Annotated in this window: 26 protein-coding genes; 18 read left to right on the forward strand and 8 right to left on the reverse strand. The window is 59.9% G+C overall.

Annotated features, from left to right (window positions below; translation table 11 throughout):
* The first annotated feature begins 92 nt into the window (after positions 1–92).
* From PG879_RS04395 to PG879_RS04405, 3 genes are all read left to right on the forward strand, one after another.
* Complete coding sequence (locus PG879_RS04395; protein ID WP_201985126.1) at positions 93–1,193, forward strand: dihydrolipoamide acetyltransferase family protein; 1,101 nt, start codon at positions 93–95, stop codon at positions 1,191–1,193.
* A 206-nt stretch (positions 1,194–1,399) separates the two neighbouring features.
* Positions 1,400–1,609, forward strand: a complete 210-nt coding sequence (locus PG879_RS04400; RefSeq protein ID WP_005302803.1) for a cold-shock protein — start codon at positions 1,400–1,402, stop codon at positions 1,607–1,609.
* A gap of 77 nt (positions 1,610–1,686) precedes the next feature.
* A complete protein-coding gene (locus tag PG879_RS04405; protein ID WP_201985125.1) occupies positions 1,687–1,998 on the forward strand; it encodes a hypothetical protein in 312 nt (103 codons plus the stop codon).
* Here the strand turns inward: PG879_RS04405 and PG879_RS04410 are convergent.
* A complete protein-coding gene (locus tag PG879_RS04410) occupies positions 1,985–2,233 on the reverse strand; it encodes a TIGR02647 family protein (protein WP_010675310.1) in 249 nt (82 codons plus the stop codon). The genes PG879_RS04405 and PG879_RS04410 overlap by 14 nt on opposite strands.
* Before the next feature lie 246 nt (positions 2,234–2,479).
* Here PG879_RS04410 and PG879_RS04415 point away from each other — a divergent pair, with 246 nt between their 5' ends.
* Both PG879_RS04415 and PG879_RS04420 read left to right on the forward strand, forming a co-directional pair.
* Positions 2,480–3,028 (forward strand): hypothetical protein, encoded by a 549-nt coding sequence (locus PG879_RS04415; RefSeq protein WP_045524136.1) that lies wholly within the window; start codon positions 2,480–2,482, stop codon positions 3,026–3,028.
* A gap of 94 nt (positions 3,029–3,122) precedes the next feature.
* Complete coding sequence (locus tag PG879_RS04420; protein WP_039040225.1) at positions 3,123–3,515, forward strand: DUF2750 domain-containing protein; 393 nt, start codon at positions 3,123–3,125, stop codon at positions 3,513–3,515.
* A gap of 89 nt (positions 3,516–3,604) precedes the next feature.
* Here PG879_RS04420 and PG879_RS04425 read toward each other — a convergent pair whose 3' ends face one another.
* The 3 genes from PG879_RS04425 to PG879_RS04435 all read right to left on the reverse strand — a co-directional run bounded on the left by PG879_RS04425 (position 3,605) and on the right by PG879_RS04435 (position 7,851).
* Complete coding sequence (locus tag PG879_RS04425; protein WP_201985165.1) at positions 3,605–5,410, reverse strand: extracellular solute-binding protein; 1,806 nt, start codon at positions 5,408–5,410, stop codon at positions 3,605–3,607.
* Between the two features lie 135 nt (positions 5,411–5,545).
* Positions 5,546–6,439, reverse strand: a complete 894-nt coding sequence (locus PG879_RS04430) for an EamA family transporter (protein ID WP_010675306.1) — start codon at positions 6,437–6,439, stop codon at positions 5,546–5,548.
* A gap of 221 nt (positions 6,440–6,660) precedes the next feature.
* A complete protein-coding gene (locus tag PG879_RS04435) occupies positions 6,661–7,851 on the reverse strand; it encodes an HD-GYP domain-containing protein (protein ID WP_201985123.1) in 1,191 nt (396 codons plus the stop codon).
* Positions 7,852–8,065: 214 nt separating this feature from the next.
* Here PG879_RS04435 and rsuA point away from each other — a divergent pair, with 214 nt between their 5' ends.
* A complete protein-coding gene (rsuA, locus tag PG879_RS04440) occupies positions 8,066–8,758 on the forward strand; it encodes a 16S rRNA pseudouridine(516) synthase RsuA (RefSeq protein WP_201985122.1) in 693 nt (230 codons plus the stop codon).
* 101 nt (positions 8,759–8,859) lie between these two features.
* Here rsuA and PG879_RS04445 read toward each other — a convergent pair whose 3' ends face one another.
* Complete coding sequence (locus PG879_RS04445) at positions 8,860–9,762, reverse strand: DMT family transporter (RefSeq protein WP_010675302.1); 903 nt, start codon at positions 9,760–9,762, stop codon at positions 8,860–8,862.
* Positions 9,763–10,051: 289 nt separating this feature from the next.
* Here PG879_RS04445 and PG879_RS04450 point away from each other — a divergent pair, with 289 nt between their 5' ends.
* Both PG879_RS04450 and yfcE read left to right on the forward strand, forming a co-directional pair.
* Positions 10,052–11,689: a peptide ABC transporter substrate-binding protein gene (locus tag PG879_RS04450; RefSeq protein WP_052814883.1), complete on the forward strand. Its 1,638-nt coding sequence runs from the start codon at positions 10,052–10,054 to the stop codon at positions 11,687–11,689.
* A gap of 10 nt (positions 11,690–11,699) precedes the next feature.
* Positions 11,700–12,242: a phosphodiesterase gene (yfcE, locus tag PG879_RS04455; protein ID WP_069652525.1), complete on the forward strand. Its 543-nt coding sequence runs from the start codon at positions 11,700–11,702 to the stop codon at positions 12,240–12,242.
* A 43-nt stretch (positions 12,243–12,285) separates the two neighbouring features.
* On the opposite strand, the gene PG879_RS04460 is transcribed toward yfcE, so the two are convergent.
* From PG879_RS04460 to flgA, 3 genes are all read right to left on the reverse strand, one after another.
* Positions 12,286–12,702, reverse strand: a complete 417-nt coding sequence (locus tag PG879_RS04460; RefSeq protein WP_052815062.1) for a flagella synthesis protein FlgN — start codon at positions 12,700–12,702, stop codon at positions 12,286–12,288.
* Positions 12,699–13,019 (reverse strand): flagellar biosynthesis anti-sigma factor FlgM, encoded by a 321-nt coding sequence (gene flgM, locus PG879_RS04465; protein ID WP_069652526.1) that lies wholly within the window; start codon positions 13,017–13,019, stop codon positions 12,699–12,701. Before flgM ends, PG879_RS04460 begins: the two co-directional genes overlap by 4 nt.
* A 94-nt stretch (positions 13,020–13,113) precedes the next feature.
* A complete protein-coding gene (gene flgA / locus PG879_RS04470) occupies positions 13,114–13,719 on the reverse strand; it encodes a flagellar basal body P-ring formation chaperone FlgA (RefSeq protein WP_069652580.1) in 606 nt (201 codons plus the stop codon).
* Between the two features lie 237 nt (positions 13,720–13,956).
* On the opposite strand from flgA, the gene PG879_RS04475 reads away from it, so the two are divergent.
* The 10 genes from PG879_RS04475 (at position 13,957) to PG879_RS04520 (ending at position 22,316) form a co-directional block, all read left to right on the forward strand.
* A complete protein-coding gene (locus PG879_RS04475) occupies positions 13,957–14,868 on the forward strand; it encodes a chemotaxis protein CheV (RefSeq protein WP_053288335.1) in 912 nt (303 codons plus the stop codon).
* Between the two features lie 17 nt (positions 14,869–14,885).
* A complete protein-coding gene (locus PG879_RS04480) occupies positions 14,886–15,710 on the forward strand; it encodes a CheR family methyltransferase (protein WP_052815061.1) in 825 nt (274 codons plus the stop codon).
* 61 nt (positions 15,711–15,771) lie between these two features.
* Entirely contained in the window at positions 15,772–16,173 is a 402-nt protein-coding gene (flgB, locus tag PG879_RS04485; RefSeq protein ID WP_053288337.1) for a flagellar basal body rod protein FlgB, read from the forward strand.
* Positions 16,170–16,589, forward strand: coding sequence for a flagellar basal body rod protein FlgC (flgC, locus tag PG879_RS04490; protein ID WP_005329775.1), 420 nt, complete (start codon positions 16,170–16,172; stop codon positions 16,587–16,589). The genes flgB and flgC overlap by 4 nt, the downstream gene beginning before the upstream one ends.
* A gap of 90 nt (positions 16,590–16,679) precedes the next feature.
* Complete coding sequence (locus PG879_RS04495) at positions 16,680–17,417, forward strand: flagellar hook assembly protein FlgD (protein ID WP_053288339.1); 738 nt, start codon at positions 16,680–16,682, stop codon at positions 17,415–17,417.
* 10 nt (positions 17,418–17,427) lie between these two features.
* Positions 17,428–18,774 (forward strand): flagellar hook protein FlgE, encoded by a 1,347-nt coding sequence (flgE, locus tag PG879_RS04500; protein WP_053288340.1) that lies wholly within the window; start codon positions 17,428–17,430, stop codon positions 18,772–18,774.
* 146 nt (positions 18,775–18,920) lie between these two features.
* Positions 18,921–19,667 (forward strand): flagellar basal-body rod protein FlgF, encoded by a 747-nt coding sequence (flgF, locus tag PG879_RS04505; RefSeq protein ID WP_042648967.1) that lies wholly within the window; start codon positions 18,921–18,923, stop codon positions 19,665–19,667.
* A gap of 14 nt (positions 19,668–19,681) precedes the next feature.
* Positions 19,682–20,470 carry a flagellar basal-body rod protein FlgG gene (gene flgG, locus PG879_RS04510; protein ID WP_010675290.1) on the forward strand — a complete coding sequence of 263 codons (789 nt, stop codon included), beginning with the start codon at positions 19,682–19,684 and terminating at the stop codon, positions 20,468–20,470.
* A gap of 16 nt (positions 20,471–20,486) precedes the next feature.
* Complete coding sequence (gene flgH / locus PG879_RS04515; RefSeq protein WP_010675289.1) at positions 20,487–21,158, forward strand: flagellar basal body L-ring protein FlgH; 672 nt, start codon at positions 20,487–20,489, stop codon at positions 21,156–21,158.
* A 60-nt stretch (positions 21,159–21,218) separates the two neighbouring features.
* On the forward strand, positions 21,219–22,316 hold the full coding sequence (locus PG879_RS04520; protein ID WP_010675288.1) for a flagellar basal body P-ring protein FlgI: 1,098 nt from the start codon (positions 21,219–21,221) through the stop codon (positions 22,314–22,316).
* Positions 22,317–22,358 lie beyond the last annotated feature (42 nt).

Here is a 22,358-nt window from a genome sequence, read left to right on the forward strand (position 1 = left end):
CGCGACAGGTACGGATGCGCAAGTGCCTGGGCCACAGGGCTCCATGGTGTCTGTCAATGTTTGGTGATGTCCCAGCAGAGGGAGAGCAGGTCATGAAATTTTTCAAATTGCCGGATCTGGGCGAAGGACTGGCCGAGGCCGAGATCGTCGAGTGGAAGGTGAGCGCCGGTGATACGGTGCAGGTAGATCAGGTACTGCTGTCGGTGGAGACGGCTAAGGCGTTGGTAGATGTGCCCTCGCCGGTGGCCGGGGTCATCGCCAGATTGTGCGGGCAGGAGGGGGACATCCTCCACATCGGGGCACCGTTGGTGGAGTTTGAAGGGGGCGAGGATGACGGCACCGTCGTTGGCAAGGTCAGCGCCCATCAGCAGCATATCGAGGATCATTTCGTGGTGGGGGCCATGGCGCCCGGCGGTACGTTGGTGCAAGCCATGCCAGCGGTCCGTCTGCTGGCGCAAAAACTGGGGCTGGACATCGACAAGGTCAAGGGAACCGGCAGCGCTGGCATGGTGACCGAGCAGGATGTGCAACAGGCGTTCGAGGCCCAGCAGGAGAGCGGCAACGCATTCCTGAAAGGCTCGCGCCGGGCCATGGCGAAGGCGATGGAGCTCTCGCACCGGACTGTGGTGCCGGTGAGCATCACCGACGAAGTGGACTTGCGCCACTGGCGCCCGGATGAAGATGTGACTGTGCGCCTTATCAAGGCGATCGGCGTGGCGTGTCGGGCCGAACCCTCCATGAATGCGTGGTTTGACGGAGAGACCCTGTCGCGGCGTCTGTTCAGGGAGGTCAATGTGGCCATCGCGGTTGACTCCAAGCATGGGCTCTATGTGCCCGTGATGGAGAACGTGGCTGAACGGGACTCGGCTGACATACGGCAGGGACTGGATCGGATGATCGCCGATGTGAAGGCCCGTGCCGTGCCGCGGGAAATGCTGCAGGGGGCAACCATCACCCTCACCAACTTTGGCGCCATCGCTGGCCGTTACGCCAGCCCCATCGTCACACCACCCCAGGTGGCCATCATAGGAGCGGGCAAGTTGTTCGAGAAGGTGGTGTTCATCCACGGCGAGGCGCGCCCGGTGCGTGCACTTCCCCTGTCGATGACGTTTGACCACAGAGCCTGCACCGGTGGAGAGGCGGCTCGCTTCCTCAAAGCCTTGGTTCAGGCACTGGAGTCGACACAGGTCTAAACCGCTGTACCCCGCCGCTGGCGGGGTACAAATTTGTTTGCGTAATCGACAAAGGCACGTATAATCTCAACCAGCTTGAAAGGGCGATAGTTATGTCAATGAATATGATGTTTTACATCTTTTCCTGTTGTTCATAAGTAATCCCGTTTTTTGAGCTTTACCCGCTGAAAAGCATAAGTAATTATTTTGAATACAGGTTTAAAGATATGTCTAACATGATCACCGGTACCGTTAAGTTTTTCAACGAAACCAAAGGTTTTGGCTTCATCCAGCAAGAAAACGGCCCGGACGTTTTCGTTCACTTCAGCGCCATCCAAGGTAACGGCTTCCGTACCCTGGCTGAAGGTCAGCGCGTACAGTTCTCTGTGACCCAAGGTCAAAAAGGCCCGCAGGCTGAGAACGTAACTGCTCTGTAATTCTTGCAGAATTTAAGAAAGCCGTGGTACCTCTGGTGCCACGGCTTTTTGTTTTCATGGCTTCATCAATACGCGTCATGACCCTGCTCGCATCCCTCTTGCTGACCGTGGCGTTGACCGGTCAGGCCAGCCCGCCAGCGCCGGATCCTGCGGTGAATGATGCCGTGTCCGTGTGTCAACAGTTTGTACATGTTCGCCTGGGAAACGCAGTGAAACCCGATGAGATCAGGGTACAGCCGGTGCCAAAACGGGCGGGAGAGTGGCTGGTCGATGGCAAGATAAAAGGACCCGAAGGTCCTTTGCTGTTTGCTTGTCTGCTGCGACAAGGAGAGCGCTGGGAGTTGCTCAACTTCTCGCTCTGGGCACCACAACCGCTCAATTCGGCTTGAGTGCGACCAGCAGGTGTTGGAGATGCTCCAGCATGGTCATGCCGAAAGGGGTCAGATAGCCGCCATCTGCCGCGGTGATCAGGCCCTGGCTGTGCAGGCGCGCTGCCGCCTGGCAAAGCGCTTCCGACATGTCGCTGCGCAGCTTGATCCCCAGGCTCATGTTGGCCGGATCAAAACACGCCAGTATTTTCAGCTCATTCACAAAATCGTCAGAAACCTGGTTGATCCCACTCATGGATGCACTCCTTACGCTAAAGATGTATGCAACCTAGCATCCCCGGTGCCTCTTTAGTGGGCGCTGGCTCAAACAATTGGCCTTTATCGGGGCCGCTCTGGTTCAAACGCTGCTTTTTTGGACGCTATCTATCACCGGTCCGGCTGGACGCAAACGCCCCCAGCAAGGCAAACATGCTAGAATGGCACCCTCGTTCACCCTCATGACCAGGCGTGATGCCAGGTCATCTTGTTCAAGGCGCGTCTCATGATCACTGTCACTCTGGTCTCTCTGCTGCACTCTCTGGGTCCCCGTTTTCCTGTTTATGCTCCCTCCTTGCTGCTCCCTCTCCTAGCGCAACATCAAGGAGATCTCTGGCTGCCGGCCATTCGTGGGGAAGACGTGACAACCCTGCGTCAGCATGGCAAGGATGCCCAGAGTCTGGCTACCTTGTCGGCAGGCTGGTGTGAATTCGCGGCCCAGAGCAAAGAGACGCCGGAGCTCGATGCGCTGGCAAGTTACGATGAGGAGATGCTGGACAACCTGCAGATGTACTGGCGCCACCCGAGCAAGATAAACAGCCCGATCACCGATAACCTGTTCGAGCTGCGCCGCGAGGTGGTGGACGAGGCCCATGGCGGCAAGCTGGTTGCTGCCTGGAGTGCCGCCCAGCAAGCACGGCTTGAGCAGATCATGGTGGGGGTCGCTGCGGGGCGGGATCAGCTCTGCTTTGTGGAGGTGGAGTCCGCCTATTGGCTGAGGGAGCGACTGGGTGAGACCGCGGGACTCCGGCTGTTGACCCCCGAGCTGGGGTGAGGCGATGGAAAGACGGATGACCTATTACTCCTGCTGGACAAGGGGTCGGCAAGATGTGAACATGTCGCCCTTTATTGAACGAGAGACTTGACCGATGAGCTATGAACTTAGCGACACCGAGCGCAATGCCGCGCTGCAACTGAACGCCGATTACCGCTTTGATCACTTCATCAGCAAGCTGGTTGAGCACGAAGAGCTGTTTGTCCTGACCGACGAACACGGCGTCATGATGCTGACGACCGAAGAGGAAGATTGCATCCCGGTATGGCCGCATCCCGACTACGCCAAGGCCTGGGCCGAAGGGGAGTGGGCCGAGTGCAAGCCGCAGTCCATCACCCTCAAGGTGTGGCTGGATCGCTGGGTGGACGGCATGGAGCAGGATGATCTCTGCGTGGCCGTGTTCCCGACGCCGGATCAGGAAGGCATTGTGCTGGACCCGGCCGACGTCGCCGACGCCATTGCGCAAAAGCAGGCCAAACGCAGCTGAATGCCCTCTGCCTGGTGCCATCCCGGTTGTAACAAAGACCCCGCCAATGTGCGGGGTCTTTTGTTTTAGGGCTGACGGTGCCAGCTGCCCTATTTTTGCTGGTAGGTGGTATCCGTGATGGTCACTGGCGGGAAGGTCTGCCCCCCTTTGATGGCGGCCCGGGTCTGCGCCTTTGCCGCTTCGTCAATCCAGAGCAGGCCGCCAAAGCTGTAACCCGAGTTGGAGCCGTCGAGGGGCCAGTAGAGCAAGTCGCTCTGGGGGGTTGCCGGCACCTTGGGCAGGCGTATCCAGCGCCAGGCGCCGGCCCGGGTATAGGGCACCTGATAGGCGGGGACGAAGCTGGCGAGCTCATAGAGTCGCTCCTGGATCTGGCGGGAGAGGTCGGCCTTCTTGCCGAAATCGAACGCCTTGTCGTATTGCTCCACCAGGGCCGAGATCCTGTCGTCATCGATGTTCATGATGTTGTTGGTCTGGGGCTTGTTGGCATTGACCCTGTGGAAGTGTTCCCAATAGGCGGGATAACGACCACCGCTCCAGGCCATCCAGGCACTCTGGTGTTTTTTCTCCAGCATGGATTTGAAGCCGGCAGACGCATCCATCAGATTGAGCTCGAGGTTGAGCCCCGCCTTTTTCGCCTCTTCCCGCAGCAGGGTGAGACGCTGGGCATGTTCCGCCGTGGTGTAGGTGATGCTGAGGGAGAGGGGCTGGTCCTTGTCGTTTCGCAAGATGCCATCCGGTCCGGTCTTGGTAAAGCCCGCCTTGGCAAAGAATTCGCGAGCAAGGGCGGGATCGAAGGGGCGCGCCTTGAGGTCGGTATTGGTGAACTCTCCCTGGCCCGAGCCATAGGTGTTGAGACGCTGGTAGTCCCCCCGCAGCAAAGTCGCGATCATCTTGTCCAGGGCGAGGGCGTGCTGGATGCCGAGTCTGACGTCGAGATTGCTCAGCAAGGGATCGGCGGTGTTGAGATAGAGCCCCATGGGGGGCTGAGGCGTCTGGTTGTAGAACCAGAGCCGCTCGATATAGCCCTTCTCGAATTCGGCGGTCTTGCTCTTGTCGTGCCACCAGTTGGGCATCACGAGGGGGAAGGTATCGAGCTCACCGCGCAGGAAGTGCTGCCAGGCGATGTTCTGATCCCTGAGCACCTTGATCTCGATGCGATCCGGATTGAAGCGGTGCTGGAAGTAGCGCTCGTCGTTCCCCCACCAATCCTTGACCCGGTCGAAGGTAACCGACTTGCCCTTCTTGAGCTCGCCAATCTGGTAGGGGCCGGTGACCGGCAGCACCTTCCAGTTGTACTCCTTGACCCAGTTGGCGGTCAGCTTGATGGCGTGGCTGGGCTCCGGGGTGAAGGGGAGAGCTTCGAGCAGATCTTCCCGGCTCTTCTCGGTGCCGCTGGTGATGGCGAGGGTGTGATCGTCAAACTTGGTCACTTCGCTTATCTGGGTGCTGTAGTAGTTGTTGTACCAGGGGTCGTTGATCTCCTTGCTGCGCATCATCTTGAGGGTGAAGACCCAGTCATCCGCAGTGACGGGCTGGCCGTCCGACCAGCGGGCCTTGGGGTTGATGCGAAAATAGAGCGTCTTGTTATCCGTGCCAAAAGCCCACTGGTTGGCCAGCATGGGGATGGGATTACGCGTCACGGGATGGGTGCTCAGGAGCGGCAGGTTGGTCTCGCGCACGTAGGCTGCAAAACCGCCGTTGGAATCCGGCCCGTATTTGCGCAAGGTGAGCGGAAAGCTCGACATGAAATCCCGGAAGGTGCCGCCTCGCTTGGCCTCGGGGTCTGCATAGACGGGGTCGGTGTCGTTGCTCTCCCATTTGAGATCTGCCGGCAGGGTGGCACTCCAGCCGAACGGGCTCCAGCAGAAGGGGAGCAGCATGGCCGTGACCCGCATGATGCCTGGTAAAGAGGGAATGATCGAAAGTGACGGATGACGCATGTCCTTGCTCTCCTGATGATGGCATCCTGCCGAAATAACGGGGTGGGCCCAAGAGGGCCTGACCCATGATGGGAAGTTTCCCGGGCGAGGTCAATCCTCGGTTTGGGTCTTCAAGAAGCGCATCTTGCCCCCCAGCAGATGCACCACGAAGCCGAGCAGCACCAGACCCGAGCCCAGCCATTGCAGGGGAGTGGGGTGTTCATCGAGCAGCAGGGCGGCGGCCACCATGCCGACACAGGGCACCAGCAGGGAGAGGGGGGCAACCTGGGCCACCGGATAGCGCATCAGCAGCCTCCCCCACAGGCCATAACCGAGCCAGGTGGCGATAAACGAGAGATAGAGCACGCACAAGACGCCCTGCCAACGGATGTTGAGCAGGCTGCTTGCGATGAGTTCGGGCCCCTCGAACAGCCAGGAGAGCGCGAAGAAGGGCAGGATGGGCACCAGCCCGCCCCAGGCGACCAGGCTCGGCAGAGAGGTGCGATAGCGCAGACCTATCTGGCGATTGATGACGTTGCCAAGGCCCCAGCAGGCGGCTGCGCACAGCGTCAGCACAAACCCGATGAGGGTGAGGTTGCCCTCGCCATGGGTGGCAATGAGATAAAGACCTGCTCCCGCCAGCGGCAGTGCCACCCAGTGGTGGGGCTGCCAGCGCTCTCCGAGCCAGATCATGGCGAACAGCAGGGTGAAGACCACCTGGGATTGCAGCACCAGGGAGGCCATGCCGGCGGGCATGCCGAATTTCATGGCGCAGAACAGGAAGGCAAACTGGCCCAGGCTGATCGCACCGCCATAAGCCAGCAGCCAGCGCCAGGGCATGGCAGGCCTGGGGACCAGCAGAATGGCCGGGAAGACGACTCCGACGAAACGCAGTGCTCCCAGCAGCAGTGGGGGGATGCCTTCCAGCCCCCACTTGATGGCGACGAAGTTGAGTCCCCAGCAGAGAATGACCAGGGCGGCCAGACACTTGTCCTTGGTTTGCATGCGGCATCCTTGTTTGAGCGGCGCCCGCACGGCAGGGCGCCGAAGGGGTCGAGCATACCTGCTACAGGGTGGGCACCGTCAAGGGCGCAGGTGTCTACCTGCACACCGGGCGAGCGCGGGCGGGCTAAGCTAAAAAGTGAGCGCCCCGATTGACGGGTTGGCGTCGATGGCTAACCGGAGGTATTCCATTGCCGCGAGCAGCCGTCAACAAGCCGGACAGGTTAGACGAAGTTGGCCAGGTTGATGCCAAACTCCTTGGGGTCCACCGTGCTCTCTATGGTCTCTTGAACCCCTTTCTTAGCGAGATCCAGCCACTGCACATCGAGATAGTGTCGACGACCGGCGTGATAGATCACCTTGACCACGGGCTTGAGCGGTTGTTGTTCATTGCGTTGCATTACGACAGCCAAACGTTGGTTGGAGAGCTGCACCAGGGTGCCCACCGGATAGACCCCCATGCACTTGATGAATTTGGTCACCAGGTCGGCATCAAAATGCAGATCAACCCCCTTGAGCAAAATGCGAAACGCCTGGGTAGGCTGCATGCCTTGTTTGTAGACCCTGTCTGCCGTCACCGCATCGTAGACATCGACGATGCCACTCATGCGGGTGTAGAGGGAGAGCTGATCCCCCTTGAGGCGCCGCGGGTAGCCGGTGCCATCGATCCGTTCGTGATGATTGGAAGCGACTTCCAGCATGATGGGGGTGATGCCGGCGGTGGCGGCCAGGATGTCGTGGCTGTGGATGACGTGCTCGCGCATCACCTCCAGCTCCTCATCGGTGAGCTTGCCCGGTTTGTTGAGCACCTCGTCCGGGGTCATGATCTTGCCCACGTCGTGGAGCAGGCCACCCAGGGTCAGCTCCTTGAGCACGCTGCGATCCAGCCCCAGATAGCGGCCGAAGTTCGCCAGGAGGATGGCGACATTCATGGAGTGCTCCATCAGGTAGGCATCCTTGGCACGGATCCGCGCCAAACAGAGCATGGCATCGCCGTGGGTGAACATGGTATCGACCATCTCTTCGGCCACGGCGGCAAGGGGCGTGATGTCGATGGGCTCACCGGCCTTGAGATGGCGAATGAACTTGCCCTGGAGTTCGCGCGCTTCCTGATAGAGCCGACGGATCTTGAGCTCGCGCCCTTCACCACTGCCGATCTGACGAGAGGAGCCCGCCCCGTTTGTTACCACATCCGCCGGGCTTGCCATGCCACCTCCCGGCAGCTTGCTGCGGGCAAGATCGACCCGCACCGTCAGCACGCCGCGCTGGTTCAGTGCCTCCACCTGTTGAGGGTTGGTCACCATGCCCGTCTGGGCAATTTCCATGGCGCCGGTCTGGCTGGCAATGGCAATGACATACATGCCAGGTTTCAACTGGCTGACGGGGATGACGGGGTGAGACTTCGTCGGCTTCATGGGTACATCCTGGGCTTATTATTATGTGTGATGTCGGTCTGCTGACGGCAGTCTATCACTTTATTATGTGTGATGTCGGTCTGCTGACGGCAGTCTATCACTGGCACATCATGGCGTCAGGCGCCATCTTGAGTCCCTGTCGCTTAGTACTGGTGTTGTCGGGTCTGACCGATATAATGTCGCCCCCAATCATGATGGATTCCGAGGTTTTTGCATGCGGCTCGACAAATTTCTTTGCGATTGCTCCGATTTGACCCGTTCCCAGGCGGGCAAGCTGATCCGTCAGGGGGAAGTGCTGGTAGACGGCGTGCTGGTCAAGCAGCCCGCCTTTCACATCAATGAGCAACACCAGATCGAGTTTGACGGTGTGACCTTGACCCTGAACCTGCAGAATCGCTACTTCATGCTGCACAAGCCGGAAGGATATGTCTGCTCCAACGAGGATCCGGATCACGCCACCGTGTTCCACCTGCTCGACGAGCCGGCCATGGGCAAACTGCATGTGGTGGGGCGCCTCGATCTCGATACCACCGGGCTGGTGCTGATCACCGATGATGGCCAGTGGTCCCATCGCATCACGTCGCCCCGTCACGAGTGTGCCAAGACCTACCATGTTTGGCTGGCTGACCCCGTGAGTGAAGAGGCCATCTCGCTCTTTGCTGACGGTATCTATCTGCGCAACGAGAACGACAAGACCCGCCCTGCGGAGCTGGAGATCCTGGACGAGCGAGAAGCACGCCTGACCATCCACGAGGGCAAGTATCACCAGGTGAAGCGGATGTTCGCCGCCATCGGCAACAAGGTGGTCGGGTTGCATCGGGAACGCATCGGCGATCTGACTCTGGACGATGAGCTGGCACCGGGGGAATACCGGGAGCTGACCGAAGAGGAAGTGGCTCTGTTCTAGGGGCGCGATCGCCTCTCTCCCTGTCCGGCGCGGGGGAGCATCGGCGGCTCAGAGCCGCCGATGGGCGTGTTGGTCCTTCCTTCTTGCAGGAGAGACGGGGCTCAGTTCCCCATTCCCAGCACCAGGGCCGTGCCCAGGGTGGCCAGCAGGGCTCCGGCCCAGGCGGGGAGCGAGGGACGCATCCCCGAGTGCCACCACAGCAAGGGCAGCAGAATGACCGGTGTGGTGGAAGACAAGATGGCCACCATGCCCACATCTCCCTGACGCAGGGCCACCAGGATCAGGGTCATTCCCAGCGTCATCGCCAGAAATCCGTTGATACCTATCATGCCGAGCACCTGCCGGTTGATGGGGTTGTGCGGCATGGCGAGCGGCAGGCGCAGCGCCCGCAAGACGCAGTGTGCCAAGAGGGCGCTGCCCATGCGCACGCCAGAAGCGCTCACTGCGTCCACGGTGCCGCTCATCATCACCGGCTTGGCGATGATCGCTCCGAGGCTCTGGCAGAGGGCTGCGGTAAGGCCAAGGGCTATGCCGACCACGAGGCGGCCACGCACCTGCTCCCATTCGTTCTGCTGGTTGTCGCCACGACGACCAAACAGGATGGCGAGCATGACCCCGGCCAGGACCAGCAAGGCGCCCGGCAGGCGCCAGCCATCGAGCCGCTCGCCAAAGAGCCAGAGCCCGAGCAGGGCGGAGAAGAGGGCGTGGCAGGAGAAGAGCAGGCCACTGCGCCTGGGACCGAGCCGGTTCATGCAGGCAAAGAGGGCAGTATCGCCGACGAAGATGCCGATGAGGCCGGAGAGGGCCAGCAGGGGAAGGGCGCTCTCGGTGAGGGTCTGCCAGCCTCCCGTCACCAGACTTGCGCTGGCCAGCATCAGGCTGACCAGGAACATCCGCCAGCGGCTGTAGGCAAAGGCCCCCAGATGGCGAGCCGGTTTGACGGAGATGAGGGCGGCGATCGCCCATAAACTGGCGGCAGCCAGCGCCAACCATTCGTAACCCATAAAGACCCCTGAAACGGTAGACGACAACCGGACCTACAGGCGACATATCACCCCGGGCCGATTGCTTACGGGGCAGGGGAGCGTGCCTTCTTGCTGTCGCACGCACCCGTGGCGGCCGTGTCGTCATAAAACCATGAAAAAAATAGCCCGGAAGACTCCCTCTATCGGGCAGGCCCGATACAATACGGGCCGTCTTCGGGGATAACAAGCGCGGCATCATGCATTCGTTTCCAGGCGCGCCGCCGGCCTTCTCCCTATTGCAGTCAAAAGAATTGAACGAGGTTAATGTATGTTTTACCGTTTCGCCGTCAGGCCAGCCCGTCGCTGGCTATCTCCCTTACTGCTTGGGTTGATGGCGGTGCCGCCGTCACTGGCTAGTAGCGTGGTTGAGCAGACTTACATTTCAGATAGACAAACCCTGGTCAAAGGCAATGGCGCCGAACCCGAGTCCCTCGATCCGGCCCTGATCCGCTCCGGCTTCCCAGGGGAGGTGGTGCTGGTGGACCTGTTCGAGGGGCTGGTGAGCGAGGATGGACAGGGCATGATAGTGCCCGCCCAGGCCCAGCGCTGGGAGACCAGCGAGGATGGACTGGTGTGGCGTTTCTTTCTGCGTCCCCAGCTCAAATGGTCCAACGGCGAGCCCCTCACAGCCCGGGATTTCGTCTACGCCTGGCGGCGGCTGCTGAATCCGGCGCAGGCTTCCCCCTCCGCTGGCCTGTTGCTGGCGACCGGCATCAACAATGCCCAGTCCATTTATGCCGGTGCGCTCGATCTCGATGCCCTGGGGGTGGAGGCCGAAAGCGACCAGATCCTGAAAGTGACCCTGGAGCGTCCCGTTCCCTATTTCCTGCAACTGGTCAGCCAGCGTCCCTTCGTGCCGGTCAACGAACGGGTCATCACCCAGTTTGGCAAGCAGTGGACCCAGCCAGGCAAGATGGTGAGCAATGGCCCTTACAAGCTGGCGAGCTGGGTGGTGAACGAGCGCATCGAAGCCGAGCGCAACCCCCAGTACTGGGATGACGCCCATACCCGGATCCAGCGGGTGACCTACCTGCCGCTCGCTTCCCAGCATGGGGAGCGGCTGCGTTACGAAGCGGGGGAGATCCAGCTCACCAACAAGGTGGCGCTGGAGTACTACCAGAAGACCATGCAGGAGGCACCGGAGCGGATCTGGGGTTTGCCGCTGCTTGGCACCTATCTTTATACCTTCAATCTCAATCTCCCTGAATTGCAGGATGTGCGGGTGCGCCAAGCGCTCTCCATGGCCATTGATCGCTACCTGCTGACCGAGAAGGTGAGCGGCCAGGGAGAACGTCCTGCCTGGTCATTGCTGCCCGCCATGCCAGGTTATGACGAACTGGATATCCCCCTCTCCCGGGAAGACCAGTCAACTCGGTTGGCCCGCGCAGCCGCGCTGTTGGCCCAGGCAGGCTACAACAGCGCCCATCCTCTCAGGTTGACACTGACCTACAACACGTCGGAGAACCACAAGAAGCTGGCTCTGGCGGTGGCGGCCATGTGGAAACCGCTGGGGGTAGAAGTCTCCCTCAACAACATGGAGTGGAATGCTTATCAGGTGGCCAAGAACAGTGGTGATTTCATGCTGGCTCGTTCATTTTTGTTTGGTGATTATGTCGAGCCGTCGTCCATGCTTGGCAGTTTCCGCTGCCAGGATCCCCAGAACGAGAGCGGCTACTGCAACCCCGTCTTCGATGGTCTGCTGCAGCAGGCCTCCGAGACCCTGGATGCCAACGTTAGGTCCGGGATCTATCATCAGGCCGAGCAACTGCTGATGGAGGAGGTGCCCGTCATCCCCGTCTATCACTACAACCAGATGAGACTGGTGGACCCGGCACTGCGCGGCTTGCCGAGCCGCAACCTCAAGGGCGCCATCGCCACCAAGGATCTCTATTTCAGCCAGCCATGAGGAGTGTGGAATGAAGATTGCTATTATCTCGGATCTGCACGGCAGTCTGACTGCCCTCGAGCAGGTGCTGGCGCAACTCGCTCCCTGGCAGCCTGATCACTATCTGCTGCTCGGGGATCTGCTCAATCACGGGCCGCGCAATCCGGTGCCGGCGGGGTATGATCCTGCTGCCGTGGCTGCAAGGCTCAACCAGCTGGCCCCCCGCATCATGGCGGTGCGTGGCAATTGCGATTCGGAGGTGGACCAGATGCTGCTCCACTTCCCCATCACGGCGCCCTACAACCAGCTACTGGTGGATGGGCGGCGTTGGTTTGTCAGCCACGGTCATCTCTATGAGCCCAGCAACGTGCCCCTGCCTGCAGGGAGCCTGTTCATCAGCGGTCATACCCATGTGCCTGTGCTATGTCAGGAAGGAGAGATGATCCTGATGAACCCGGGGTCTATCTGTTTTCCAAGGGGCGAGTGGGTGGCCAGTTATGGGCGATATCACGAGGGCCGCATGAGCATTCATGCCTGCAAGGATGGAGAAACCCTGATGCAGCTGGTGCTCTGACTAGGGGCCCAAAAGGAGAGGAAGCCCGAAGGGGGAGAGGAGATCAGGCCTTGATCCCGAAAGAGCGGGTGCCTGAGCGGGTATTGCCTTTGGCGTCATAGGTCAGGGAGCTGCTGTCTCTGAGCTTGCTGAGGAAGCTGGCGAGACGGCGATTGGAGACAATACTGAGTTCGAGCAGACGTCCGTTGAGATTGTTCTGCTCCTGGCAGGCTTCCAGCTTGGCTTGAAGGGCCTGCAATTGGGTCGGGAAGGCGCTCAGCTGTTGCTTCAGGTCGGGTAGCTCCGCCAGAGTCTTGTCCAGCGTTTCGATGGCCACCAGCAGTTGCTGCTTGCGATCGGCGAGTGCCGGCAAGGCAAGGGCCCGGTGAGCCTTGAGGAGGTCGAACTCCTCTGCCAGCAAGCCTTGCATCTGGGAGAGGTTGTCGTCCTGAGCGCGCAGCAGCGAAGGGAGGTCCATCATCCCAACCGTTTATCCAGATCGGCTTCAAAGCTGAACATCTTTCTGGCCACGGTTTCGCTGTTGACCTTGTACTCCCCACTGGCCACGGCCTTCTTCAGGCTCTCGACGCGGCTCTCGTTACCGGTGGAGGCGGTGTTGAGGGTCTTCTGCATCTGCTGCAATTGCTGCGCCTCACTGGTCAAGGAGACAGAGTCGCTCTTGACGGTGGTCGCACGGCTGCCCTCGCTGGAGGTCGCCGGCTTGGTGGCTACACCTTGACTGCTGCCGCTGTTTTGCAGGCGGTTGTTAGCCAAGTTGTTGATATTGTTGATAGCCATAAGGTTTACCTTCGTCTGCTTTACTGTTCGCTTACCTGTGTATCGGTGACGGCGGTCAGAACTTTAGAAAAAAATTGCGCAGTGCATTCATGTGTCAGAATGTCACAATCACGGAGCCCACTGCACTGACCTGGCCTTGCACCGTTCTGCCCGAGCGCGTGTTGACAAGCCGGATCATGTCTCCGAAGCTGCCATCTTGCAAGGCGCGGGCCATGGTTTTGATCTGCATGCTGCTGTTTTCAGCACTCAGGGTGACCTGGTCCCCCTTGCAGACCACGCAGACCTGGGTCAGTCTGATTGGCTGGCCCGGTTTGAGCTCACGTTTGCTGCGTACCCCGATGAGTGCGGTCGGATCGGTAAGGTAGTCGCCACGGATCAGGGTTTGGTCCTGGTATGCCAAGGTCAGCATCGGTTCGCTCAGGATGTCTCCCTTGGCAACCGGGACGGCGACGGTGACATAGGGTTTCTGGATGCTGACCCGGACAGGGAGATAGAGATCCCAGGATTTATCTCCCTCGCACTTGAGGTAGACGGTGGTGTTGCGACGGATCTCCATCCGGGCGGGGAGGGAAATGGTGAGGGCATCTTCGCAGCGCGTGAGGGGGAGGCGCTCGTCAATGGTGCCGGCCTTGACGTCGGCCTGTGCATCGAGGGGAATATCGAGCTGGTCGAGCACGAACGCCTGTGCCTGTTCTTGCAGATAGTCGGTGACCTCGGACGCCATGGCGTGAGACAGACTGCAAAACGGCAGTAAGATAAGGAAAAGTCTACTAATCATTTTTGCTTACCGGTCGATAAGTTATTCACGTATACCACCGTAGTTAACTATGCTTGCTCCAGAATTATTCTGTTGTTGAAACAACGATGGTCTGATGCAAGCCAATGTGCATGCATAATGATATGCACGATCAGTGCCAAGCATTTTTAGGGAGTGTTTATGGCGAGTGTTCTGGACTCGGTTAACCAGCGAACCCAATTAGTGGGACAAAATAGGCTGGAGCTGCTGCTGTTTCGTCTCAATGGACGTCAAAGATTTGGCATCAACGTATTCAAGGTACGCGAGGTGCTGCAGTGTCCCCCTCTGACCGTCATGCCCAAGCTCAACTCCTGCATTCGCGGCGTGGCACATATCCGTGGCCAGACCATCTCGGTGATCGATCTCAGCATGGCGATGGGCAAGCGCCCCATCCAGGATCTCTCCAAGTGCTTCATCATCATCTCCGAGTACAACCGCTCCATTCAGGGGTTCCTGGTCCACTCGGTCGAGCGCATCATCAACATGAACTGGGAGTCCATTCTGCCGCCACCCAAAGGGGCTGGTCGCATCAACTACATGACGGCAGTGACCGAGGTAGATGGCGAGCTGGTGGAGATCTTGGACGTGGAGCGCATTCTCAACGAGATTTCGCCGGTCTCCACTGAGGTGTCCACCGAGTTGGTGGAAGCAAGCGTGGAGCGCAATCCTCACGGGCGTCCCGTGCTGGTTGCGGACGACTCTTCGGTTGCGCGCAAGCAGGTACAACGTGCACTGGAGGCTATCGGGGTGCAGTGCGTGCTGGCCAAGGATGGACGGGAAGCGCTCAACATGTTGTTGGAGATGTCCAAAAATGGCCCCATACATGATCAGATTGCATTGGTTATTTCAGATATTGAAATGCCGGAGATGGATGGTTATACCTTCACCGCCGAGATCCGCAACAATCCCAACCTCAAGGATTTGCATGTTATCCTGCACACTTCCCTCAGTGGGGTGTTCAATCAGGCCATGGTGCAGAAAGTCGGAGCGAACAATTTCATTGCCAAATTCCAGCCGGATGAATTGGCCAAGGCCGTACAAGGCGCTCTCTAATCAAGAAGAACAACTGCATGAAGACACTTTCGGACGACTTATACAGGCAATTCAGCAATTTTCTGGCACAACAGAGCGGCATAGTACTGGGTGACAACAAACAGTATCTGGTTAAAAGCCGCCTGTCGCCCTTGATGACTCAGTTTGGTATCGAGAGTCTGTCTGATCTGGTCACCCGGGCGATGAGCGTGCGCGAGCGGGAACTCAAGATGGCAGTGATCGATGCCATGACCACCAACGAGACTTTGTGGTTTCGCGATACCTATCCGTTCCAGTTATTGAGTGACAAGATTTTCCCGGAGCTTGGTAAGAGCGGTCGCACCATCAAGATATGGTCTGCCGCCTCTTCGTCCGGACAGGAGCCCTACTCCATCGCCATGACGGCGCTGGAGCAGCAAGTTAAACGGCCGGGTAGCATGCCGGGCGGGGTGCAAATAGTAGGGACCGATATATCCAGCACCATGCTGAACCAGTGTAAGGAAGGGATCTACGATAGCCTTGCACTGGCTCGCGGGCTTTCCCCCGAGCGCAAGCGACTCTTTTTCGAACCCTATGGCGACAACAAGATGCGGGTGGTGGAACGTGTCAGAAAATTGACCAGCTTCCGTCCCCTCAACCTGCTGGAGAGCTACAGCCTGCTCGGCAAGTTTGACATCATCTTCTGTCGCAACGTGCTCATCTACTTTGCGCCCGAAGTGAAATCCAAGATCCTCAACCAGTTCGCCAGCAGCCTCAATCCTGGCGGCTACCTGATGCTGGGGGCCTCCGAGTCTCTGGCTGGCCTCACCGATAAGTTCGAGATGATCCGCTGCAACCCCGGCATCGTCTACAAGGTCAAATAACCCCGCTCAATACCCTCTTGGCACACCTCTTGCTAAATATCCATGAAGCAGGAGGTGTGCTATGGCAATTTCATTCGACAAGGCATTTGGTGTTCATCAGTACACGCTGAGCGTGCGCGCCAAGCGTGCCGAGGTGTTGTCCAGCAACATCGCCAATGCGGATACGCCGGGTTTCAAGGCCCGTGACATCAACTTCTCACAAGCGTTGCAGGATGCCCAGGGCCAGCAAGGGTTCGGGCTCAGCACTACCAGCGAGAAGCACTTCGCCTTGCAGATGGATTCCCCGGGCACGACCCAGTACCGCAATCCCCTGCAACCGGATACCGGTGACGGCAACACGGTGGACGTACAGCAGGAGCGCAGCGAGTTCCTGCGCAACAGCCTTGAATACCAGGCCTCTCTTGAATTCATGAACAGCAAGATAAGCGGCCTGCTCAAGGCACTGAAAGGAGAGCAAGGATGAGTTTGTTCAAGGTCTTTGACATTGCAGGCTCAGCCATGAGCGCGCAGTCCGTTCGCCTCAACACGGTGGCGAGCAACATGGCCAACGCTGACAGCGTCAGCTCCAGCGTGGAAAAAACTTACCACGCCAGGCGGCCAGTCTTTGCCGCCCAGTTGGATCAGGCCATGTCCGACAAGCAGGCCTCGGTCGGGGTGGATGTGAAGGGCATCGTCGAGAGTGATGCGCCCCTGCTCAAGGAGTACAACCCGAATCACCCCATGGCGGACAAGGATGGCTTCATCTTCAAGCCCAACGTCAACATGGTGGAAGAGATGGCGGACATGATAGCGGCGTCGCGCAGCTACCAGACCAACGTCCAGGTGGCCGATGCGGCCAAGAAAATGTTGCAGCAGACCCTGGGTCTGGGCAAGTCCTGACAGAGGTGAACCCGGATGAGAGTGACCCGTGATCGCCTGCCAGGCGGCAACAATCGGCCCAGTGGGCACGCCCTAGAGGGGGGAGCATAAGTGGCAGATACCTATGACAGCCTGCTGGGCGTCAACCGGACGACGTCGGCCCAGACCAGTACTGTCAACACCAGTACCCAGAAAAAGGAGCTGGATCAGGAGTCCTTCCTGAAACTGCTGACAATGCAGCTCTCCTATCAGGATCCGTTCAAACCGGTGGACAACGCCCAGATGCTTTCCCAGATGACCTCGATGTCGACGTCTCAGGGGATCAGCAGCCTCTCCACCCAGATGGAGAGCCTCAACAGCCTGATGACCTCCAGCCAGGCGCTGCAGGCCTCCGCGCTGGTGGGGCAGAACGTGCTGATCCCGTCCAACACGGGTTACGTGGAGAAGGGGGGCACCCTCACGGGGGTCATCGCCACCGGCGATGGCGGCAGCAACATTAAGGTGACGGTGAAGGACGAGAGCGGCCAGGTCATCAGGGAGTTCGCCATTGAAGGGAGCCACAAGGGGAACGTGGCCTTCGAATGGGATGGCAAGGACAAGTCCGGCAACGAGGCCAAGAGCGGCAAGTATTCGATAGAGGCGCATGCCACCGTCGACGGCACGTCGGAGAGTGTCCCCGCCCTGACTTACGCCAAGGTGGAGAGCGTCACCCTGGGAACGAGCACCAACCCCAGCACCCTCAAACTCAAGGGACTGGGCGGCATCTACCTGACCGATGTATTGGAAATTGGCGCGACGACCGGCAAGACCACCACCCAGTCGGCTTCGTCCTCTAACGCAGTGATCTAAGGAGAAAGACATGTCATTCAACAATGCCCTCAGCGGCATCAATGCGGCTCAAAAAGACCTGAACGTCACCGCGAACAACATTGCCAACGTCAATACCACCGGCTTCAAGGAGTCCCGTGCCGAGTTTGCCGACGTCTACGCCAACTCCATCTTCGTCAACGCCAAGACCCAGGTCGGCAACGGTGTGGCGACTGGCGCTGTGGCTCAGCAGTTCCACCAGGGCGCGCTGCAATTCACCAACAACGCGCTTGATCTTGCCATCCAGGGCAACGGCTTCTTCGTGACCTCGGACGGCCTGACCAACCTGGATCGCACCTACACCCGTGCGGGCGCCTTCAAGCTCAATGAAAACAGCTATATGGTGAGCAACTCCGGCGGTTATCTGCAGGGGTACGAGATCAACTCTGATGGCACCCCCAAGGCGGTGAGCATCAATGCCACCAAGCCCATCCAGATCCCGGACAAGGCCGGTGAGCCGGTGCAGACCACGACGGTCGAGGCTGGCTTCAACCTGCCTTCCAGCACGAAAACGCTGATGGATGTCAATGCGTCCAAATTCGATCCCACGGACTCGACCACCTACTCCTCCTCCACCTCCGTGGTGGTCTATGACTCCCTGGGCGAACCACACACCATCACCCAGTACTTCACCAAGGAAGCGGATCCGGCCGATCCTACCCAAGCGGCGGTGCCAACTGCCTGGCGCATGTACCTCTATGAAGGGGACAAGCCCATCGACATCGTAGGCGGTGCGGCTACCACCATGGCGACCGGCCTGAGCCAGGCTCCCCTGAGCGCCCGGGTGACCTTCGATGCCTCCGGCAAAATGGTCACACCCACCACCCCGGCGGTCATCAAGACGGAACCCTTGGGGACGACAGGGGCTGGTATCATCACCAATGGCGCCGATGGCACCCAGGAGATTGAGTTCAAGCTTGGTACCGTGACCCAGTACGCCTCCCCCTTTGAAGTGAGCAAGCTGACCCAGGACGGCTCAACCGTCGGTCGCCTGACCAAGGTGGAGATCGGGGCGGATGGCATTGTCTCCGCCACTTACAGCAACGCCACCACCGTCAAGGTGGCCATGGTGGCCATGGCGAAGTTTGCCAATGCCCAGGGTCTCACCCAGGTCGGCGACACTTCCTGGCGCCAGTCCTTGCTCTCTGGCGATGCCTTGCCCGGCACCCCGAACTCCGGCACGTTTGGCTCCATCAAGTCGTCGGCGCTGGAGCAGTCCAACGTGGATCTCACCACCGAGCTGGTCGACCTCATTACTGCCCAGCGCAACTTCCAGGCGAACTCCCGTTCCCTGGAAGTGAACAGCTCCCTGCAGCAGAACATACTGCAGATCCGCTAAGACGACGGGTAGTTGGCAGGGGCGCTTCGGCGCCCCTTGTCATTTCCTTCCCGCCTCATTTCCTCCTTTCATGCCATCTTCGTCATCTCTCTTGGCACTCAACTTGCAGTTGAGCTGTGAGAGTCATCTGTTTGACGGAGGATCCCATGGATCACCTGCTTTACATCGCCATGTCCGGGGCCAAGGAGAACATGAACAGCCTGGCTGTTCGTGGCAACAACCTGGCCAACGCCAACACCATTGGCTTCAAGTCTGACTTCGAGCAGGCGCGCAGCATGCAGGCGTTTGGCGAAGGGCTGCCCACGCGGGTGTTCGCCATGACCGAGCGGCCGGGCCAGAACTTGCAACACGGCCTGCTGCAGACCACGGGGCGGGATCTTGACGTTGCCGTCGATGGGCCGGGCTGGATTGCGGTGCAGGATCCCAACGGTGCGGAAGCCTATACCCGCATGGGCAACCTGCAGCTCAATGCCACCGGCAATCTGCAGACCTCCACCGGTCTGAATGTAGTGGATGATGCCGGTCAGCCCATCGTGCTGCCCCTGCCCATGGAGAAGATCGAGATCAATCGTGACGGTACCATCAGCGGCCGTCCCGAGGGGGCCGCCGCCAACCTGCCGGAAGATTTCCAGCGTATCAAGCTGGTCAACCCGGCGGCAGACGCGGTGGAGAAAGGCCAGGACGGCCTGTTTCGCCGTAAGGATGGCCAGAATGAGGCCGCGTCTGCGGATGTGGGCCTCATCGCCGGCTCCCTTGAGGGGAGCAACGTCAACGTGGTCGACGAGATGACCAACCTTATTCGCTTGCAACGTCAGTTTGAAACTCAGGTCAAGATCATGAAGACCGCCGAGGAGAACGACGAGGCACAAACCCAGCTGCTGCGTATCAGCTAATCAAGGAGCACCCCATGAATCCTGCACTCTGGATCAGCAAGACCGGCCTCGATGCCCAGCAGACCAACATCTCGGTCACCTCGAACAACCTGGCGAACGCCAGCACCGTGGGTTACAAGAAGGCGCGAGCCATCTTCGAGGATCTGCTGTATCAGAACATCAACCAGCCTGGCGGTCGCTCCTCGGCGGACACCGAGCTCCCTTCCGGCCTGATGCTGGGGGCGGGGGCCAAGGTGGTCGCCACCCAGAAAAACCACAGTCAGGGCAACGTCCAGACCACGGACAACTCCCTTGATCTGATGATCAGCGGTCGCGGCTACTTCGAAATCCAGCTGCCCGATGGCAGCGCCGCCTATACCCGCAACGGCCAGTTCACCCTGAACGACGAGGGGACCATCGTCACCCCGGGCAACGGTTACCCGTTGCAACCGGAGATCCAGATCCCCGAGAACGCCCAGAGCGTCACCGTGGGGGAGGATGGCCAGGTCTCCGTCCAGCTCAAGGGGGATGGCCAGTCCCAGGTGGTGGGCCAGATCAACACCACGGACTTCGTCAACCCCACCGGCCTGCAGCCCATGGGGGAGAACCTCTTCCTCGAGACCCAGTCCAGCGGCGCCCCCATTCAGGGGACTGCCGGCGCGGACGGGCTGGGGGTGATCAAGCAGGGGATGCTGGAGACCTCCAACGTCAACGTGACCGAGGAGCTGGTGAATCTCATCCAAGCTCAGCGGGTCTACGAGATGAACTCCAAGGTCATCTCCGCCGTCGACTCCATGATGTCCTTCCTGACCCAGCGGACCTGATGAAAGGAGTGCCATGATGAAAGCCATATGGATGCTGGGACTGCTGACCCTGGCGGGTTGCACCAGTACCCCCAATACCGCCAAACCGGATGACCCGGATTTCGCCCCCGTCTACGGGGAGTCGGAGCCGGTGTCGGTGCGCCCGACCGGCGCCATCTTCCAGCCCGAGCAGGTCAACGGCATCTACTCGGACATCAAGGCGCACCGGGTGGGTGACATCATCACCATCCAGTTGGCGGAGTCGACCTCGGCGTCGAAAAAGGCCAACACCCAGAGCGGCAAGGACAACAAGCTGGCGCTCGACCCCGTCACCCTGGGTGGCGTGCCGGTCACGGCGGGGCCCTACGATCTGTCGGCCTCCATCGGCCAGAACAGTGCCTTCAAGGGGCAGGCCAAGGCGGATCAGAGCAACAGCCTGCAGGGCAACATTTCGGTCAGCGTGGTCAAGGTACTGCCAAACGGCAACCTGCTGGTGCGCGGCGAGAAGTGGATCATGCTCAACAATGGCAACGAATACATCCGTATCACCGGTCTGGTGCGCCCGGAGGACGTGAGCTCGGAAAACAGCGTCTCCTCCCAGCGGGTGGCCAATGCGCGTATCTATTACGGCGGTACCGGGGATCTGGCGAACACCCAGGAACAGGGCTGGCTTACCAGCTTCTTCAACGGCCCCTGGTGGCCCATTTAAGACTCAAGAGTCCGGGGTGTTCACGGGCCCTGGAACAGGAAGGTTTTGTTAGGAGATGTCATGAACCGATTCCGTCTGCTTGCCCTGCTGTGCTGCCTGCTGCCCTTCGGGCTGGCGCACGCATCCCGCATCAAGGACCTCGCCTCGGTGGAAGGAGTGCGCAGCAACCAGCTTATCGGTTACGGTCTGGTGGTGGGCCTGCCCGGCACGGGGGAGAAGAACAACGCCTTCACCGAGCAGACCTTCAGGACCATGCTCAACAACTTCGGCATCAAGGTGCCTGACAACATCAAGCCCAAGATCAAGGACGTGGCGCCGGTGGCCATCCACGCGGATCTGCCCCCCTTCTCCAAGCCGGGTCAGACCATAGACGTCACTGTCTCCGCCATCGGCGAGGCGAAGAGCCTGCGTGGCGGCACCCTGCTCCAGACCTTCCTGAAAGGACTGGATGGCCGCGTCTATGCGGTGGCCCAGGGCAGCCTGGTGGTCGGTGGCCTCGGGGCCGAAGGGGCGGACGGCTCCAAGGTGGTGGTGAACACGCCCACAGTGGGGCGTATCGCCAACGGGGCGACCGTGGAGCGGGAGGTTCCCAACTCCTTCAGCCAGGGCGACACCATCACCTTCAACCTGAACCGGCCGGACTTCACCACCGCCCGCCGTCTGGCGGACGTGGTCAACGATCTGGTGGGTCCGAACACCGCCCAGGCGATGGACGCTACCTCCATCAAGGTATTCGCGCCGCGGGATCCGGCCCAGCGGGTCTCCTACCTCTCCACCATCGAGAACCTGGAAGTGGACCCGGCGAGCGAGTCCGCCAAGATCATCGTGAATTCGCGCACCGGGACCATCGTCATCGGGAGCGAGGTCAAGCTGCGCCCGGCGGCCATCAGCCACGGTGGGCTGACGGTCACCATCGCCGAGAACCAGCAGGTCTCCCAACCCAATCCGCTCGCTGGCGGGCAGACGGCGGTCACCAACAACTCCACCATCAACGTGCAGCAGGATCCCGGTCGGATGTTCAAGCTCGATACCGGCGCGACCCTGGACGATCTGGTGCGGGCGGTGAACCAGGTGGGGGTCGCCCCCGGGGATCTGATGGCGATCCTGGAGGCGCTGCAGCAGGCGGGCGCGATCCAGGGCCAACTGGTCATTCTGTAATTTCGTGAGCGGCAAGCGGTTGCCACGGGCGGCAAAGAGGTA

The sequence above is a fragment of the Aeromonas sp. QDB63 genome (assembly GCF_027707425.1).
Taxonomy (GTDB): Bacteria; Pseudomonadota; Gammaproteobacteria; order Enterobacterales; family Aeromonadaceae; genus Aeromonas; species Aeromonas caviae.

What these genes read in the sequence shown, in the direction of transcription:
- PG879_RS04460 (WP_052815062.1), bottom strand. Translation starts at nt 12,702, where the DNA reads ATGATGGACCTCCCTTCGCTGCTGCGCGCTCAGGACGACAACCTCTCC.
- PG879_RS04420 (WP_039040225.1), top strand. Translation starts at nt 3,123, where the DNA reads ATGAGCTATGAACTTAGCGACACCGAGCGCAATGCCGCGCTGCAACTG.
- PG879_RS04405 (WP_201985125.1), top strand. Translation starts at nt 1,687, where the DNA reads ATGACCCTGCTCGCATCCCTCTTGCTGACCGTGGCGTTGACCGGTCAG.
- flgM (WP_069652526.1), bottom strand. Translation starts at nt 13,019, where the DNA reads ATGGCTATCAACAATATCAACAACTTGGCTAACAACCGCCTGCAAAAC.
- PG879_RS04410 (WP_010675310.1), bottom strand. Translation starts at nt 2,233, where the DNA reads ATGAGTGGGATCAACCAGGTTTCTGACGATTTTGTGAATGAGCTGAAA.
- PG879_RS04445 (WP_010675302.1), bottom strand. Translation starts at nt 9,762, where the DNA reads ATGGGTTACGAATGGTTGGCGCTGGCTGCCGCCAGTTTATGGGCGATC.
- yfcE (WP_069652525.1), top strand. Translation starts at nt 11,700, where the DNA reads ATGAAGATTGCTATTATCTCGGATCTGCACGGCAGTCTGACTGCCCTC.
- flgB (WP_053288337.1), top strand. Translation starts at nt 15,772, where the DNA reads ATGGCAATTTCATTCGACAAGGCATTTGGTGTTCATCAGTACACGCTG.
- PG879_RS04520 (WP_010675288.1), top strand. Translation starts at nt 21,219, where the DNA reads ATGAACCGATTCCGTCTGCTTGCCCTGCTGTGCTGCCTGCTGCCCTTC.
- PG879_RS04425 (WP_201985165.1), bottom strand. Translation starts at nt 5,410, where the DNA reads ATGCGGGTCACGGCCATGCTGCTCCCCTTCTGCTGGAGCCCGTTCGGC.
- flgG (WP_010675290.1), top strand. Translation starts at nt 19,682, where the DNA reads ATGAATCCTGCACTCTGGATCAGCAAGACCGGCCTCGATGCCCAGCAG.
- PG879_RS04430 (WP_010675306.1), bottom strand. Translation starts at nt 6,439, where the DNA reads ATGCAAACCAAGGACAAGTGTCTGGCCGCCCTGGTCATTCTCTGCTGG.
- PG879_RS04480 (WP_052815061.1), top strand. Translation starts at nt 14,886, where the DNA reads ATGAAGACACTTTCGGACGACTTATACAGGCAATTCAGCAATTTTCTG.
- rsuA (WP_201985122.1), top strand. Translation starts at nt 8,066, where the DNA reads ATGCGGCTCGACAAATTTCTTTGCGATTGCTCCGATTTGACCCGTTCC.
- PG879_RS04395 (WP_201985126.1), top strand. Translation starts at nt 93, where the DNA reads ATGAAATTTTTCAAATTGCCGGATCTGGGCGAAGGACTGGCCGAGGCC.
- flgE (WP_053288340.1), top strand. Translation starts at nt 17,428, where the DNA reads ATGTCATTCAACAATGCCCTCAGCGGCATCAATGCGGCTCAAAAAGAC.
- PG879_RS04450 (WP_052814883.1), top strand. Translation starts at nt 10,052, where the DNA reads ATGTTTTACCGTTTCGCCGTCAGGCCAGCCCGTCGCTGGCTATCTCCC.
- flgC (WP_005329775.1), top strand. Translation starts at nt 16,170, where the DNA reads ATGAGTTTGTTCAAGGTCTTTGACATTGCAGGCTCAGCCATGAGCGCG.
- flgF (WP_042648967.1), top strand. Translation starts at nt 18,921, where the DNA reads ATGGATCACCTGCTTTACATCGCCATGTCCGGGGCCAAGGAGAACATG.
- PG879_RS04415 (WP_045524136.1), top strand. Translation starts at nt 2,480, where the DNA reads ATGATCACTGTCACTCTGGTCTCTCTGCTGCACTCTCTGGGTCCCCGT.
- PG879_RS04400 (WP_005302803.1), top strand. Translation starts at nt 1,400, where the DNA reads ATGTCTAACATGATCACCGGTACCGTTAAGTTTTTCAACGAAACCAAA.
- PG879_RS04435 (WP_201985123.1), bottom strand. Translation starts at nt 7,851, where the DNA reads ATGAAGCCGACGAAGTCTCACCCCGTCATCCCCGTCAGCCAGTTGAAA.
- flgH (WP_010675289.1), top strand. Translation starts at nt 20,487, where the DNA reads ATGAAAGCCATATGGATGCTGGGACTGCTGACCCTGGCGGGTTGCACC.
- PG879_RS04475 (WP_053288335.1), top strand. Translation starts at nt 13,957, where the DNA reads ATGGCGAGTGTTCTGGACTCGGTTAACCAGCGAACCCAATTAGTGGGA.